Below are 17,203 nucleotides of genomic sequence, written 5' to 3'. Positions count from 1 at the left end.
TATACTACTGAAGCCGAAAAGTACAATTTTTTTGGTATTTAATCTTCATTCATAAACTTTTCTTCTTTGAGCTCTTGTAACCGCATATTGGCTAGCTTTACATAAAAACTCTCAGGATATTGGGTTTTAAAATCTTCGTAAAGTTTAATTTTAGCATCAGTATCAGCATAATATTTATCTTTTGAAACAACCATATAAAACGCTGAATTGATATTGTCTGGGTTTTCTTTTAAAGCAGTTTGAAAGCTTGCAATGGCTTCTTTATACTTTTGTTGACGGTTATAGATTGTACCCAATTTTTGATATTCATAATCCAATGGCACATCTTTTAACTTTAAGCATTGTAAAATATACTTTTCAGCATTCTCATAATCGTTTAAACGCTCATAATATGTTCCTATAAGAAACAATCCGTTAGAATCGTAAGGATTAAAGTTTAATGCACGTTTTCGTTGCTCAATGGCTTCTTCATATTCTGAAAGTTCAGCATGAATAACACTTAATTTCACATGAATAAACTCTGATGATTCTCCAAGCTGCACTAACTTGTGAAACCAGATTTTTGAGTTTTTGTAATCGTCTTTGTTATAATAGTTTTGCGCTTTTAAGCTAATAAGACTTACATTGTTCTCATAACTTTCCAAGCCTTTGTTTATAAAATATTCTGCTTGTTCATAAGCACGTTTTTTCACATAGGATCGTGCAATTTTATAAATGGCTTTTTGATGGGTTTGATCCAAATCATAAGCAGAACGAAACCTATTCATAGCAGTTGAATCGTTTAAAGCTTCGAGTGCTAAACCTAATTCATAATGGTAATTTGGATTTTTGTAATCTATATACACCAACTCATTAAATTGAGTTGAAGCTTCTTTAAACTTCTTAGTTTTTGAAAGTAATTTGGCGTATTCGTATTTTACAAGTGCATCATCAGGATTTGCCTCCAAACTCTTTTGGTAATACTCTAAAGCAGCGTCATAATTTCCTATTGCAATGTAGGCTTTTGCAATTTTATCAAACACCTCTTCAGTTTTAGTAAGCGTTTTGTATTGCTCAATAGCTTTACTATAGTTACCGTTTAAGTACAAACTATCTGCATGCTGTAAAACCGAAGTTTGAGCTTCGGTTTTTAATGTAATTAATACTATTAGGATTAAAAGAGCTTTATTCATTGACTTGAAATAGTATTGGTAAGCTATAAAAAACAGAAACTGCCTCACCATTATTTTTTGCAGGTATAAAAACAGGTAATGTGCCTACAACCCTTTTAGCTTCATCCTCTAAAGTTTGATTGTTAGATTCAGATCTTGCCTTTACTTGTTTTACTATTCCTAATTGATCAATAATAAAGTTTACTTTTATCCTTATACGACCTTTTAAACCTGATTCTTTTGCTAAATTCGTATTGAAATTCTTGTTTACATGATTTGTAATAAAATCTATAACACATTTTTTTTGTTCTTCCCTGTTATTTGACTCACACTTTAACACACTTGGCACTTCATCTACTTGATCAAAAGGAAGAGCTTTTTTTGATTCTTGAGCCCAATTATAAGCTTCCTTCAATTTCATTTCATTATATTTTTCACTTTCATTTTCATTATCTGACACTTGAAATAAAATTGGCAAGCTATAAGGCACTACTACAGTTTTTCCTTTTTGCTTTCCTGGTATAAACCTTGGCAATGTTTTTATAACACGCTTTGCTTCTTCTTCTAAAGCTGGGTGTGGTGCTCTTGCAGCAACATCTTTTACAGTACCATCTTTATCTATTTTAAAAATAACATTGATACGCTGTCTTCCTGTAAGTCCTTTTTCCTTTGCAATATTTGTATTGAAATTTTTATTGACATGCTCAGCAATATTGTCGCTCATACACTTTCTCTTCTCCTCTCGAGTTGATAAAGTTTCACAAAAAGTAAATGTAGGCGCTTCATCAATAACAGCAAATGGTACTTCAATAGTTTCTTCAACATGCTCAACTATAACCTCATCATTTTCATTACCTGGGTTTGGTATTTTTTTGCCGTCAATATCATTTACTTGCATTTTTAATATTGTGTTTTTTGTAACAATCATTAACGTATTGAAGTAGTCGTCATTTTGAATCATTTTCATTTTTTGATCATAACGTTGTTGCTCAGCAGCTGTCATGTTTTTAAAGTCATCAACTACCAATCGTAAAATGCCATCTTTGGTGTTACTTTCCCAGCTTAACTTAGCCTCATCAGTCTTCTTATACTCTAAATAATCTTCATAAGTTTTATGTTTAGGAAACCTTTTTTCTCTTCTCTCAAGATCTTCTTGAGTTAAACTTCCGTCTTTTTGCTTTCTCTCAATTTCCTTATCTGCTAAAAATTTATAAAATGCTCCAAACTTTGCATACTCTATTCTCGTAAGAATATATTTATCGGTTTTAGGCATATACTCTTTATATACTTCATCAAAAATATTACTTGAAGCCGTTAGCTCTTTTAATTCCTCATAATACTTTTGAAGCAATTCATCATCAGTCATATCTTTCGTAGACGTATCTTCATGAGTGGTTTTAGTTGTTGACTTTGGGTCTTGTGAATATGACGATGTGTACATAAGCATTCCAAATACCATTGGCAGTAATAATGTGTACTTGAGTAAATGGATTTGTTTTGATTTTGATTTACTTAACATGACTATTCGTTTTTTGATTAATGCTTCTTTAAAAAATGGGTTTATGAAAGAAATGTTTTTAGTCTCGAAAACCTGAGCCAATAAGCTTTCATAGTATTCCTTTTTATCGTGATGTTTTAGTGCTTTATAATCTGCAATGAACTCGTGCAACTCAACTATTCTAGCTTGATACATATACACCAATGGGTTAAACCAAAACGCAATCCTCAGTGCTTCAAAAAACAACAAATCGATAGTATGCTTTTCCTGAACATGAACAAGCTCGTGCTGTAGAATGGTTTTTTGTTCTTTTGACTGTATTTTTTCACCTAAAAACACATAATTAAAAAACGAAAATGCCGCATTACTATTCAATAAATTAACGATTAGCAAATTGCCTTTCCAACGTTTTGGGTTTTTGTAAAATAGAACTAGAAGTTTAATCAACTTAACCATAAACAGTATAGCTGCAATACACATTCCTGCATATAGTAGCATACTCCAAGACCAAGTAAAAACGGGTTCAACCATTTGTTGTGGTTGAGCAATAAAGACATCAATTACAGATTGTTTTTCTTCGACTTTGCCTATGATAATTTCAGGCAATTGAATAACAAACTGCTCTGGAACAATGGCTTTTATACTTTTAAATTTAATAAATGGTAATACCACTGAAAGTATCGCAGTCGATAACAAGTAAAACCTGTTCCAATTAAAAAAAGTTTCCTTTTTTAAAAACACATCGTAGATGAGCAAAAAGAATAATTGAAACGCTATAGTTTGTAATACATAATGCAACATAATACTATTCTTTTTTATTGATTTCTTTTAGTACAGCTTCCAAGTCTTTTAGGTTAATGTCATTTTTCTTCACAAAAAAAGACACCATGCTTTTAAAAGAGCCTTGAAAATAATTATCCACCAATGTATTTATGGTCTGGTTACTATAATCTTGCTTTTTAACCACTGGAAAATACACATGACCTTTACCTTGTTTTTCATAATCAACAAAGCCCTTACTTTCTAAAATTCTTACAATAGTTGATACAGTATTGTAAGCTGGTTTGGGCTCTGGTAACTCATCTATAATATGTTTTACATTGGCCTTTTTAAGTTGCCATAAAACTTGCATGATTTCTTCTTCTGCCTTGGTAAGTTGCTTCATGATGCTTATTTTTAATTTAAAACTCTGAACGAAAGAGCTTAACAAATATAACTAAATTTTTAGTTTAAACTAATTTTTTAGTTACAAATGTAACAAATGACTATTTTCATCGTCACATAATTGTGTAAACTCTAAATAGATTTAATGGATATATTTTTATTGATAATTAGTGGCTTATTAATGCTTCTTGGAATACTTGGTAGCTTTTTACCTGTTTTACCAGGTCCATTAACCAGTTGGGTTGGGCTTTTAGTTTTACATCTTACCGATGCACTACCAATGAACTGGACATTTTTAATCATAACATTAATTGTAGCTATTGCCATTTGGTTGTTAGACTATGTAATTCCAGCTATGGGAACCAAACGTTTTGGAGGCAGTAAAGCAGGAATGATAGGTACAACTATTGGCCTTATAATAGGCTTAATATTTTTAGGACCTTTCGGAATAATTATAGGTCCGTTTTTTGGTGCTCTAATAGGTGAGCTTATTAATAAAAGTGAATTTGATAAAGCTGTGAAAGCTGCTTTTGGATCTTTTTTAGGATTCCTTGCTTCAACGTTTATGAAGTTTATTGTATCAATGATTTTTACCGGATTCTTTATTTATAAAGTAATAAAATATTCTGACGGTTTTGTATAAATGAAAAAACCCAATAACCTAGTGGGTTATTGGGTAATTCTTTATTTGCTATTAATTCAACAAATTACTTAGAGGGATTAATTAATTTCGTTGACTATTACAAATGTATATAAGTAGAAGGTTTTAAATGTGCGGAAAAACCGCAAACTTGATGCGGAAAAACCGTACTTTCTAGCAATAACCTAGTGTTGCATAAGCTTGGAGAAGCTGAAAAAAATGAAGATTTAACGTGAAATTTACAAAAAGCCTTTTTTCCTGGCTTCTTCTAACAAAGTTTCGTCTTTACCATCTTCAACAGAAAATAAAAGTTTCATCTGCTTTTTACGCTTTTCAATAGCACTCATTGATAAGTCTATGTACTCTTTTAGACTTCTTGTTTTTATGCCTTGAGATAATAAGTGAAGTATTTTTCTATTAATGTCGTCAATATAAATATCACTAGTAATAGACTTCTTTAAATAGTTGTTTACTGTACTACTGTAGTATGGAGGGTTGGATAAAATATGCTGAAATGCTTCAGCTAGTTCCATTGATGTTAAATCACTTTTTATTAAAAATCCATCAGGACTTACCTCTTTAATAATATTATGAATCCTGTACGACTCATTAAACATTGTTAAAATAATAATTTTTGCATTAGGCAATATGTCTCGAGCAATTTTTGCTAAATCTTCTCCTGATGTTATTGAACCATCAGAAGAACTGGGTAAACTAATGTCGAAAAAACAGACATCATAAGGTTTTTCTTTAGACGCTTTTTGAAGTAACTCGTTAGCTGTATCACAATTATTAGCTGTATCTATAACTAGTACTTGATCATCGTTTTTTGTAGCCATCAAAGTATTTTGATAACCTTCAATAATTATTGGATGATCATCTACCATTAAGATATTTATGTGTTGCATGATAATTTAGCTTTTATAAGGAATGTCAATTAATACCGAAGTTCCTTTATTTATTTCTGAGTAAAACTTAACTGAGCCTTCTAGCTCGTTTACTCTAGAATTGATATTTTTAAGACCAATTCCTTTCTTACTCTTATTGATTTCAAACCCTTTTCCGTCATCAATAATCGCTAATAAAATTACGTTATTTTTTAATTCAATACTAATTTTTACCTCATTAGCTTCGGCATGTTTATAAATATTTTGAAGTGTTTCTTGTATTATTCTATAGATGTTAATTTTGGTTTTATTAGGCACGAATTCCCAATTAATATCATCAGTATATTTAAAATCGTATTGCAATTGATACGCTTTGATTTGCTTCTCAATTAATTCAGAAATAATATCCATAAACCCTGACCCTGAAACAAAATCGGTATTTAAATCGTGTGATACTTTTCTTATATCTTCTTCAATAGTTTTTAATTCGCTTATATAATTTGCTCTACTTTTAATAGCATCTTTACCTTCACTAAAATTCAAACTATCTAAACTCAACCTTGTCCCAAACAAACGACCTAAAATACCGTCGTGCAATTCTTCAGAAATACGTTTCTTTTCACTAGCTCTAGCTTCATCAACTTTATCTTGCTGCGATAACATAAGGTTGTAAATTTCCTCATTGGCTTGTTGCTGGTCTTGTTTAAACTTTAACTCTTTATTTCTTGCTCTTTGGGTAATGATAATATAAATTAAAAGCGCAGTAAACAACAAACCTATTGACAGTATTGTAAGCCACAAACGCTCTCTAGAAATACGCTTATTTTCCTCTTCTAGTTTATCAGTTTCAAATTCAATTCTTGCAAATTTATTTCTGTTTTTTCGCTCGTTCAACAATAAGCTATCGCTTAGTTTTATGTATTGATTTAGATATGCTTTACCTGCTTCTCCATCATTAATTTTTGACAGTAGTTGCATAGATTCTAACCATATTTGATTAGAGTTTGTTTCTCCACCAATATCGTAAGCTTGTTTAGCATATACTAATGATGAATCTTTGTTTTTTTGTCCATAATAAAACTTAGCCAAATCAATACTAACAGCTAGTTTGGTGATTGGATCCTCGAGACTATCACTAATTTTATATGCAGTTTTAAGCATCTGCTCAATATTATCAATGTCGCTATGTTTTGCTTCATACTTAGTAAACGCTAAGTTTTCTAAAACCAAAGGGTAAAAGGTAGGATCTTCTTCATTATAGACTTCTTTATTTTCTAATACTGTATTATAGAGTTCTAACGCTTTAGCATGATTACCTAACTTTCTATAAACAAACGCCATATTATTTAATGACAGCATTTGATCAATAAAACCAAACTCCATTTTCTTACCAATATCGTAAGCCATATTATGATACTCTAATGAAGCATTATAGAGTTCTAATTTTAAATTTATTACTCCCAATAAATTATATAGTATCCATTTTGTGCTTAAATAATTTTCAGTTTCAGGTAGTCTTTCTAAAATTTTAATAGCTTTAATTGAATTAGCTTCAGCACCAATATAATCTCTTTCAGTATCTTGAATATCTGCTAAGTTTACTAATGTTGTAACCTGTCTATCTAACTCTCCTATTTCGTCAAAAGTTTTAGCCGCTCTTGAATAATAATAGTAAGCGCTATCATTTTGAACCATATTGAAATGATGATACCAACCCAAGTTAAGACTAGCAATACCAATAACCAATGAGTCATTAATTTTCTTAGCCAGTTTTAAATTGTTATGATTGAGTTTTCTATACTTCTCATATTCACCTCTATTCAAATACACACTCGACAAAGTCCTGTTCGAGTTGATCAAAACCGAATCTATTTTAGTTTTTGAAGATAATTCTACAGCGCTAAGTGCAAAAGCTAAACGTTCTTCTAATGAGAATTCAGCATCAGAAGATAAGCTTCTTAACTTTTGGATACTATCAAGTCCTTTAACACTCTTTTCGTTTTGAGACAAAACAGCTTTGGTATTAAAAAAGAGAAAAATTAAAAGAGAGAGATAACGCAACAATGTATTTGGATTATTATGGTTAATCCAAATTTAGAATAATTTATTTAATGTGTTTGACTTATTTTTAATTATAAAGCCAGCTTACAAAAAACAGCAAAAGCCCTTATCTAAAAAAGATAAGAGCTGTATATTTTAAGAAGAAGTATTTTTTATCCGTTAGTAGGAACTAAAACCTTCTTTTTGTTGTGCACTAATAAGTCGTATTTAGTTTCTGATTTTTTGGTAGAGTTATTCTCTTCATTGTTAAAAGAATCACTGCTTTGTCCTGAAACAGTTAATAATAATACAGCTAATAATAAGAAAGTAATTTTAAGGGTCTTCATGTCTATTAATTTTAGGGTTTTACAATATTTAATTTTAGTTAATTACAAATTTTAAGGCATAACCTAATGCCATTGGAGGGAAGAATGGATTATTAACTATAAAGCGTAAACCGCTAAGACTGTATATTTTTTGAGGGAAATGTAAAATACTAATACAGAGTATTCTACTAAAATGGATTAAATGTTACCTTAATAAGTGTTTAGGGCTTAAGAAAGGACTTCAAATGTAACTCAAATATAATTATTAAAATCAAAAAATCGGATTAAATGCATAAAAATATCGATGAAATACACATTTTCACACATTAAAGAAGAGATAATTTATCTTTTTTTGGTAGAATTACGTTCTATAATATTAGTTTTCACTACTTTGTGTACAGGTTGCTCTGGTAGCTTTCCTTGAATTCTATCTAAAAGTATTTCAACAGATGTTCTACCTATATTTTCAGCATGCTGGCTTACCACAGTTAAAGAAGGGATTGAATGCTCTGCCATTAACCCATTTGTAAAACCAATAACTGATATATCATTAGGAACATTATAACCATTAAGTCTAGCTACATTAATCGCTAAAATAGCTGAGTATTCATCAGCAGCTAGAATGGCATCAACTTTTTGATTATTTAAAATTTTAGTAAGCTCCTTTTCTATTTGATTATAATGTTCAACCTTTAAAACTAAGGGCTCTAAACTCAAATCTTCAATAGCCTTTACATAGCCTTCTTCTCTAGACTCGCCAACACTTATATTAGAAATAGGATTTATGAAGATGATATTTTTTGAATCTAATTCATGAAGAAATTGAGTAGCTTCATATGCTCCTTCAAAATCATCGACAGTTACTTTATCACAACTAATGTCCTTTGCAACCCTATCAAACATTACCATTGGTAGATTATACTTTTCACTCTTTAAAAAATGGGTGTGATTTTTTGTTTTTTGGGTTTCTTCAGCAACTGATAAAATAATTCCATCTACACTACCATTAATAAAAGTGTCTATACTCTCACTCTCTTTTTGTTGTAATTCATTAGATAGGCATATTATTATTTTATAGCCTCTTTTAGTAGCTTCAATCTCAATACCATAAAGCACCTTACTAAAAAACTCAAGCAAAATTGCAGGTATAATTACACCTATTGTTTTTGTTGATTTTGACTTTAAACTTTGAGCTATATTGTTTGGGACATATCCATAAGACTCAGCCAATTCTTTAATTTTAGCTCTAGTCTCAATACTAATTTCAGGGTTATCATTGAGTGCTTTAGAAACCGTAGATATTGAAACATTTAAAATTCTTGCTAAATCTTTAAGCGTAATTTTTGAGCCCATGTGTTAAATTTAATAAATCTTTTTGTTCAAAAACAGTTTTTGTAGCACTTAATCTTAAAAGAAAAGCTAATTCTTTGTTTAAAAATTAAAAATACCAAATTTTTGTTCTTTCGTATTATTAAAGAATAATTATTTAATCGAAAACTTAAATACAGTTTCCGAACTAAAAACCTCATCAGGATTTAAAATAACCGTAGGAAAATGACTTTGATTAGGTGAATCAGGAAAATGCTGCGTCTCAAAACAAAATCCAGTTCTTGGCTTAAAATCCCCTTCTAGAAAATTAGCAGTATAAAACTGCAATCCAGGTTGATCAGAAAAAACCTCCATAAATCTCCCACTTTCACCATCATATGCTGAAGCTACAAATCTTAAGCCTTCATTTTGATTATTAACAACCCAATTATGATCATAACCTCCTCCCCTTTTTAATTGCTCTTCGTTTAAATTAATTTCACTACCAATTGGTTTTGGTTTCCTAAAATCAAAAGGAGTATTAAGGACACTTTCATAATCACCCGTTGGAATTAAATTTTCATCAACAGACAAAAAAGAATCTGCATTTATAACTACTTCATGGTTTAAAATTGAAGTATTATAATCTCCTGATAAATTAAAATAAGAATGCTGCGTTAAATTCAATATTGTAGGCTTATCAGTAGTTGATGTATAAGCAACCTTTAGCTCATTATTATTCGTTAACGTGTAATCAATTGTGGTCATTAAATTCCCAGGAAAACCTTCTTCCATATCCACACTTAAATAAGTCAGTTTTAAAGTAACACTATCACTAAATTTTTCAACATTAGCACTCCATACCACTTTATTAAAACCTACTTTCCCACCATGTAAATGGTTTTCACCATTATTAACTACCAAACTATACTTTTTATCACCAATAGAAAATTTTCCATTTGCTATTCTATTACTATACCTACCAATTATAGCCCCTAGATAAAACGTATCATTAATATACTTCTCTAACGTATTAAATCCCAAAACTATGTTTTGCTGCTTTCCTCCTTTATCTATCATTCGCAAAGCAGAAATAATTCCACCATAGGTAAGTATATCAACTTCTAATCCACTAGTATTTTTAAGGATATATTTCTCTATAGAATCTCCATTTGGTGTTCTACCAAATTCAATTTTATCTATGCTGAGTATTTTATTCAAAGAAGTTCCGTTTTGTATTTCAAAAATAACTTACAAAGTGTCTTAAAACAAAAAAGCATCCCAATTTTCTGTAAAGAAAAAAGGAAAGCTTTCCATCGGTTTAATACTCAACTAAATTGGGTATCTCTACCATTGACAGACTCTAACATCTGTCAAACAACACAACTAAATCTTATTGCCAAAAAAAGCTCCAACTTCTTGGAGCTTTAGCAATATTTGCGGTCTGGACGGGACTCGAACCCGCGACCCCCTGCGTGACAGGCAGGTATTCTAACCAACTGAACTACCAAACCGTTGCTTTATTGCGGTTGCAAATATACGCTCCATTTTTTATATCACAAATATTTTTTGTGAAATTTTTAAAAAATTTTCAATTAAGCAAATCTATGTCGCTCTATCATGTACGTTGTTAGGATTTTATCAAAATCCTTATTTATGTCTGCTTCAACATATTTTATCTGATATTGTCCACATTTCAATCGAATATCATTAAAATATTTTTTTACTGAAGTTTCATAATCGTCTTTTATCGAATCAGGATATAAATTGATATATTCACCTGTTTCTACATCTATAAATCGCTTAGGTGTGTTGTCAAAATCAAACTTAAGCTCCTTTTCTCCATCAAAAATATGAAACAACACAACTTCATGCTTGTTATGTTTTAAATGGCGTAAAGCTTCAAACAGCTTAACCTCATCTGTAGAAGTTTGAAACATATCAGTAAAAAAGAAAATCAAAGAACGCCTATGAATCTTTTCTGCTATTAGATGCAAATACGTATAGGTTTCTGTTTGTTTATTTAACGGTCTAGAGTTGACCATATCACTCAACTGATGCAATAACATTTGGTGGTGACGTTCGCTTCCTTTTTCTGGAGCATAATAATCATATGCATCACTATAAATGCTTAACCCTACTGCATCTCGTTGCTTTTTTAAAATATGCATTAAAGATGCTGATGCTAATGCAGAAAATGCAATTTTGTTAAGACTATCTATGGAAAACGAAGATAGTTTAGGAAAATGCATAGAGCTACTATTATCAACAATTAAATGACACCTTAAATTGGTTTCCTCATCATAGCGCTTTGTAAAAAGCTTATCTGTTTTCGCATACAACTTCCAATCGATATGCTTAGTACTTTCTCCTTGGTTGTAAATTTTATGTTCAGCAAATTCAGCAGAAAACCCATGAAACGGACTCTTATGCATACCTGCAATAAACCCTTCAACTACTTGTTTTGCAAGTAGCTCTAGATTTTTAAATCCTCCTGTTTTATTAAGTTCCTGTTGAAGATCCATCAACTACTAAATTATTCCATCTACAATTCCATAAGCAACAGACTCTTCTGCTCCCATCCAATGATCTCTATTAAAGTCTTTCATTACCTTATCAAAATCCTGCCCGCAGTTATCAGCCAAAATTTGAGCACTAAGCTCTTTTGTCTTCAAAATTTCTTGAGCTGTAATTTCAATATCACTAGCTTGACCTCTAGCTCCACCACTAGGTTGATGAATCATTACTCTTGCATGTGGTTGAATAAAACGTTTCCCTTTTGCTCCTACAGATAATAATATAGAACCCATAGAGGCTGCTAAACCAGTACAAATTGTCGACACATCGCTATTTAAAGATTTTATACAATCGTATATCGAAAAACCAGAAGTCACATAACCTCCTGGACTATTTATGTATAATTGAATGTCTTTAGTTTCTAATGCATCCAAATACAGTAATCTATCAATAACATGTTTTGCCGACTTATCATCAACTTGACCCCAAAGAAACACTTTACGGTCTTCTAATAATTTATTATCTATTAAATCTTGGGTTTTTATTACTTTGCTCATGTGTATATTAATTTTCATCTAAAATAAAAAAAGGTTTGCTGTTATAGCAAACCTTTTATCTTTTCTTTTAGAAAGTATCTTATAAAAGCGAATCAATCGCTTCAGTATATGCACTTTTTTGAGCTACACCTACTTGACGTCCTACTACCTCTCCATTTTGAAATACTAAAACAGTTGGTATATTACGCACTCCATATTTTGCAGCAAACTCTTGGTTAGCATCAACATCTACCTTACCTACAACAGCTTTACCTTCATATTCGTTGCTAATTTCATCAATGATTGGTCCAACCATTCTACATGGTCCACACCAAGCAGCCCAAAAATCAACCATTACTGGTTTATCACTTTTTAATACAGTTTCTTCAAACGTTGCATCTGTTATTTCTAATGCCATAATCTTTTATTTAAATGTGTTTTACTTCAATTTTATATGCAATATTAGTCAAAAATTTTGCCAAAACTTACAGCATAACAATTTGTTTTGTTTATATACGCATTGTTTCAGGTTATTAGCTACTTTTTCTTAGGCGCATAAACCATGCTTTATTCATGTATTTCTATTTCTTCGGAATTCGCGAATATAAATATTAACCACTCGCTCTCTTTGAGGAGCTCAAACACACCGTTCAATCCTTTGCGCAATTATATCTATCAATTTAACTTATAGAATACATCATTGCTCTCTAACTCATCTAATAAATCTTGAGATATTTTTATTTTCTGTTTTCGACTTGGCATCGTTAATTTTATCTGCTCATCATTATCATACACCACAAAATTAAGCATTTGATCTCCAGGATGTGTGTGAAATAAGTCTTTTAAAATAGCTATACGTTGTTCCTGCAAGTCATTTATATGCAACTGAATAGATAGTTTTTTTGCATAAGCATCCATAACATCATGCAGTAACTGAAAATTATTAAACTGTATTCTAGGTTCGCCTTTAATACCTGTAGTTTTATTGACCCAACCTTCGCGAACAAATATCTTTACAAACACAAATGAATTCTTGACCAAGAAATGCCTAAACTTTAAATATTCTTCACCAAATATTCTAAACTCAAAACTATCGTCATAATCTTCAACCGTAAAAGCTGCCCAACCTTTACCTTGCTTGCTCACACGATGTTGAACATCTGTCACCACACCTCCAAAAGATAGTTCCCTGTTTATATAAGGTTCTAAATCTCTAAGCAATGATAAATTGGCATTACTAAAAGTTTTCATTTCTATTTTAAAATCATCTAAAGGATGCCCTGAAATATAAATACCAACAACTTCTTTCTCTCTTGCCAATTTTTCCATGGTTCCCCATTCTTCACAAGGTGGTACTTGTGGTTCAGCAATTTGCACATCACTTGCTTCTCCAAACAAACTCACTTGTGCAGAATTTTCATTTTCTTGATGCTTTGCACCATATTTTATGGCTTTTTCTAAAAAGGTAATACCATCTCCTTCATCATGAAAATATTGCGCACGATGCGTTGATTTAAAACAATCAAAACCACCAGCAAGCGCTAGGTTTTCAAAAGCTTTTTTATTGGCAGCACGTAAATCTATACGTTTAGCAAAATCAAAAATAGATTTATAATGACCATCTTTTTTTCGGTTTTCAACAATAGTCATTACAGCTCCATGACCAACCCCTTTTATGGCTCCCATACCAAAACGCACCGCGTTATCTTGGTTTACCGAAAACTTATAATAACTCTCGTTAATATCTGGTCCAAGTACATTCAATTTCATTCGCTTACATTCTTCCATAAAAAAGGTAACCGATTTAATATCATTCATGTTATTTGAAAGTACCGCAGCCATATATTCGGCAGGATAATGTGCTTTTAAATAAGCCGTTTGATAAGCAATCCACGCATAACATGTTGAATGCGATTTATTGAAGGCATAACTTGCAAAGGCTTCCCAGTCTTTCCAAACTTTTTCAAGTACTTTGGCATCATGACCATTTGCACTAGCTTGCTCAATAAATTTCGGTTTCATTTTATCTAGTACCGCAATTTGCTTTTTACCCATGGCTTTACGAAGCATATCGGCTTCACCTTTGGTAAAATCTGCAAGTTTTTGCGATAACAACATTACCTGCTCTTGATAAACGGTAATACCATAGGTTTCTTTAAGGTATTCTTCCATGGCAGGTAAATCATATTCAATCTCTTCATCACCATGCTTTCTGCGAACGAAACTTGGAATATATTCCATTGGACCTGGACGATACAAGGCGTTCATCGCAATTAAATCTTCAAACACCGTTGGTTTTAAATCGCGAAGGTGTTTTTGCATCCCAGGAGATTCGTACTGAAACACACCAACCGTTTCACCACGTTGGAATAACGCATAGGTTTTTTCATCATCTAACGGAAAACTTTCAGGATCTAGCTCAATACCATGTTTTGCTTTTACAATCTTGACTGTATCCTTAATCAGGGTTAAAGTTTTTAACCCCAAGAAATCCATTTTAAGAAGTCCTGCCGATTCTACAACCGAGTTATCAAACTGAGTAACATACAAATCGGAATCTTTTGCTACAGACACCGGAACGAATTTGGTAATATCATCTGGTGTAATAATCACACCACAAGCATGTATACCTGTGTTTCTTACAGAACCTTCAAGTGCACGTGCAGTGTTTACGGTTTCTGCTTCCAAATCAGAGCCTTCAGAAATATTTAAAAGCTGATTAACTTTCTCTAATTCTTCCGATCTAAACTTACCTGCTAACGCTTTTTCATCTAAACCAAATATCTTATTCAGTTTAGACATGTTTGGGATTAATTTGGCAATTCTATCAGCATCAAATAGCGGTAAATCTAATACACGAGCTGTATCACGAATAGAAGATTTAGCAGCCATGGTTCCGTAGGTAATAATTTGCGCCACTTGATTAGCACCATATTTTTTAATTACGTAATCCATAACACGACTTCGGCCTTCGTCATCAAAATCAATATCAATATCAGGCATACTAATACGATCAGGATTTAAGAAACGCTCAAAAAGTAGATCGTACTTCATTGGATCTATGTTGGTAATCCATAAACAGTAAGCAGCTACCGATCCAGCAGCCGAACCACGTCCTGGACCAACCGATACATCCATATTTCTGGCTTCGCGAATGAAATCTTCTACAATCAAGAAATATCCAGGATAACCTGTGTTTTCAATAACGCTTAACTCAAAGTCGAGACGCTCTGTAACTTCTTCTGATAGTGGGTCGCCATAACGCTTTTTAGCACCTTCGTAAACCAGATGTCGTAAATAGGCATTTTCCCCACGTTTTCCACCATCAACTAAATCTTCTTCATGCTTAAATTCATCAGGAATATCAAACGCTGGTAACAGTACATCACGAGCTAACTGAAAAGCTTCAATTTTATCAAGAATATCTTGCGTATTTGAAATCGCATCAGGTAAATCCTTGAAGAGCGTCTTCATTTCATCAGAAGACTTAAAGTAATATTCTTGATTTGGTAAACCGTAGCGATAACCACGTCCACGACCTATTGGTGTGGCTTGTTTTTCACCATCTTTTACACACAATAAAATATCATGCGCATTGGCATCTTCTTGATTTTGATAATAGGTATTGTTAGTTGCAACCAGCTTAACATCATGCTTTCTTGCGAGCTTCACCAATGTATCATTTACACGATTTTCGTCTTCTTGATTATGACGCATAATCTCAACATACAAATCGTCTCCAAACTGTTCTTTCCACCAAATCAGAGCTTCTTCAGCTTGGTTTTCACCAATATTCAACACCTTGCTTGGAACTTCCCCATACAAATTTCCAGTTAAAACAATGATGTCTTCTTTGTATTGTTCAATAAGTTTTTTGTCAATACGAGGTACATAATAAAACCCATCTACAAAGGCATGCGAAGACAGTTTTGCTAAATTATGATACCCATTTTTATTTTTTGCCAAAAGCACAATTTGGTAACCATTGTCTTTTCTGGACTTATCTGTATGATCTTCACAAACAAAAAACTCACAACCTACAATGGGTTTAATAAGTTTCTTATCTGTTGTTTCTCCTTTTTCTTCGGCAGCTTTTATAGCAGCCTCAATATTTTTATTTTGATTGTTTACCGCATTTATAAAATGAAAGGCACCCATCATATTCCCATGATCTGTTAGTGCAACCGCAGGCATATTGTGCGTTGCAGCAGCCGAAACTAAATCAGGAATACTCATTGTAGACTGCAATATTGAGAATTGCGAGTGATTATGAAGGTGTACAAAATCAACTTCTGCTAAATCGGAAATATTTTGTTTTATTTCCTCGGTTGAAATGGTACTGGTTTGCTGTTTTTGAAGACGCTCACGAATTTTAGCACTTTCTCGTTTTAAGTTGATGTGCTTTAATCCGATAAGTTGAATTTCCTGCGGATTAGCTTCAGAAAATTTCTGAAAATAATCTGGCTGAACGTCTAGTTGCTCAACCGTGTATTCTTCACGACGAATTAATTCAAAAAAGCAACGTGTTGTTGCTTCAACATCGGCTGTTGCGTTATGTGCTTCAGCAAAAGGTTTGTTGAATAGAAATTCGTGCAACTCGGTTAAGGTTGGTAACTTAAATTTTCCACCACGACCACCAGGAATTTGGCAAAGTTGCGCTGTATGCTCGGTACAAGTATCAAGCACTGGTAATTCTTGCAATTTATTTGCAACATCGCCTCTGTAAAATTCGGCACCCATAATGTTGACATCAAAGCCAACATTTTGACCAACTATAAACGTGGTTTTATTTAATGCTTCATTAAATTTCTCAAGAACTTCAGATAAAGAGACACCTTGTTCCTCCGCTAATTCGGTAGAAATACCGTGAATTTTCTCGGCATCATAAGGAATATTAAACCCTTCAGGCTTTATTAAATAATCTTGATGCTCAATACAATTACCAAGCGCATCATGCAACTGCCAAGCAATTTGAATAGCTCTTGGCCAGTTATCGGTATCGCTAATAGGCGCATCCCAACGCTTTGGTAATCCGGTTGTTTCGGTATCAAAAATTAAGTACATAAAATGGTTTTATCTTGAAAAATAAGAAGGTTAAAATTAAGAATAATTATTAGTTTTTTGACCGAAAGTTAT

13 protein-coding genes and 1 tRNA gene are annotated in these 17,203 nt (G+C 32.2%); 1 reads left to right on the top strand and 13 read right to left on the bottom strand.

The window, feature by feature from the left end; translation table 11 throughout:
• Window positions 1–38: 38 nt before the first annotated feature.
• The 3 genes from ABD011_RS03435 to ABD011_RS03425 are packed head-to-tail and all read right to left on the bottom strand — an operon-like array spanning window position 39 to window position 3,814.
• Window positions 39–1,172: a tetratricopeptide repeat protein gene (locus tag ABD011_RS03435; RefSeq protein ID WP_343795795.1), complete on the bottom strand. Its 1,134-nt coding sequence runs from the start codon at window positions 1,170–1,172 to the stop codon at window positions 39–41.
• Entirely contained in the window at window positions 1,165–3,450 is a 2,286-nt protein-coding gene (locus ABD011_RS03430) for an energy transducer TonB (RefSeq protein ID WP_343795793.1), read from the bottom strand. Before ABD011_RS03430 ends, ABD011_RS03435 begins: the two co-directional genes overlap by 8 nt.
• A gap of 4 nt (window positions 3,451–3,454) precedes the next feature.
• Window positions 3,455–3,814 (bottom strand): BlaI/MecI/CopY family transcriptional regulator, encoded by a 360-nt coding sequence (locus ABD011_RS03425; protein ID WP_129759487.1) that lies wholly within the window; start codon window positions 3,812–3,814, stop codon window positions 3,455–3,457.
• A 144-nt stretch (window positions 3,815–3,958) separates the two neighbouring features.
• Here ABD011_RS03425 and ABD011_RS03420 point away from each other — a divergent pair, with 144 nt between their 5' ends.
• Window positions 3,959–4,456 (top strand): DUF456 domain-containing protein, encoded by a 498-nt coding sequence (locus tag ABD011_RS03420; protein WP_343795789.1) that lies wholly within the window; start codon window positions 3,959–3,961, stop codon window positions 4,454–4,456.
• 236 nt (window positions 4,457–4,692) lie between these two features.
• Here the strand turns inward: ABD011_RS03420 and ABD011_RS03415 are convergent, their stop codons facing one another.
• The 10 genes from ABD011_RS03415 to dnaE form a co-directional block, all read right to left on the bottom strand.
• Window positions 4,693–5,361 (bottom strand): response regulator, encoded by a 669-nt coding sequence (locus ABD011_RS03415; RefSeq protein WP_129759489.1) that lies wholly within the window; start codon window positions 5,359–5,361, stop codon window positions 4,693–4,695.
• 6 nt (window positions 5,362–5,367) lie between these two features.
• A complete protein-coding gene (locus tag ABD011_RS03410) occupies window positions 5,368–7,350 on the bottom strand; it encodes a tetratricopeptide repeat-containing sensor histidine kinase (protein WP_343795786.1) in 1,983 nt (660 codons plus the stop codon).
• A 203-nt stretch (window positions 7,351–7,553) separates the two neighbouring features.
• Entirely contained in the window at window positions 7,554–7,727 is a 174-nt protein-coding gene (locus ABD011_RS03405) for a hypothetical protein (RefSeq protein WP_161566725.1), read from the bottom strand.
• Window positions 7,728–8,048: 321 nt separating this feature from the next.
• A complete protein-coding gene (locus ABD011_RS03400) occupies window positions 8,049–9,059 on the bottom strand; it encodes a LacI family DNA-binding transcriptional regulator (RefSeq protein WP_131506152.1) in 1,011 nt (336 codons plus the stop codon).
• Between the two features lie 129 nt (window positions 9,060–9,188).
• A complete protein-coding gene (locus ABD011_RS03395; protein WP_343795783.1) occupies window positions 9,189–10,235 on the bottom strand; it encodes an aldose epimerase family protein in 1,047 nt (348 codons plus the stop codon).
• 219 nt (window positions 10,236–10,454) lie between these two features.
• Window positions 10,455–10,528, bottom strand: a tRNA-Asp gene (locus ABD011_RS03390).
• Between the two features lie 81 nt (window positions 10,529–10,609).
• A complete protein-coding gene (locus ABD011_RS03385; RefSeq protein ID WP_343795781.1) occupies window positions 10,610–11,539 on the bottom strand; it encodes a DUF58 domain-containing protein in 930 nt (309 codons plus the stop codon).
• A 6-nt stretch (window positions 11,540–11,545) separates the two neighbouring features.
• Window positions 11,546–12,088 carry a ClpP family protease gene (locus ABD011_RS03380; protein WP_343795779.1) on the bottom strand — a complete coding sequence of 181 codons (543 nt, stop codon included), beginning with the start codon at window positions 12,086–12,088 and terminating at the stop codon, window positions 11,546–11,548.
• Window positions 12,089–12,167: 79 nt separating this feature from the next.
• Window positions 12,168–12,485, bottom strand: coding sequence for a thioredoxin (gene trxA, locus ABD011_RS03375; RefSeq protein WP_103050957.1), 318 nt, complete (start codon window positions 12,483–12,485; stop codon window positions 12,168–12,170).
• A 257-nt stretch (window positions 12,486–12,742) separates the two neighbouring features.
• The gene (dnaE, locus tag ABD011_RS03370; protein ID WP_343795773.1) at window positions 12,743–17,131 is read right to left on the bottom strand and encodes a DNA polymerase III subunit alpha; all 4,389 of its coding nucleotides are present in this window, start codon (window positions 17,129–17,131) and stop codon (window positions 12,743–12,745) included.
• Window positions 17,132–17,203 lie beyond the last annotated feature (72 nt).

Source organism: Gaetbulibacter jejuensis, assembly GCF_039524015.1.
In the GTDB taxonomy this organism is placed as follows: Bacteria; Bacteroidota; Bacteroidia; order Flavobacteriales; family Flavobacteriaceae; genus Gaetbulibacter_B; species Gaetbulibacter_B jejuensis.
Note: the sequence above shows the minus strand (reverse complement) of the source record. Positions and strands in the feature narration are given on the sequence as shown.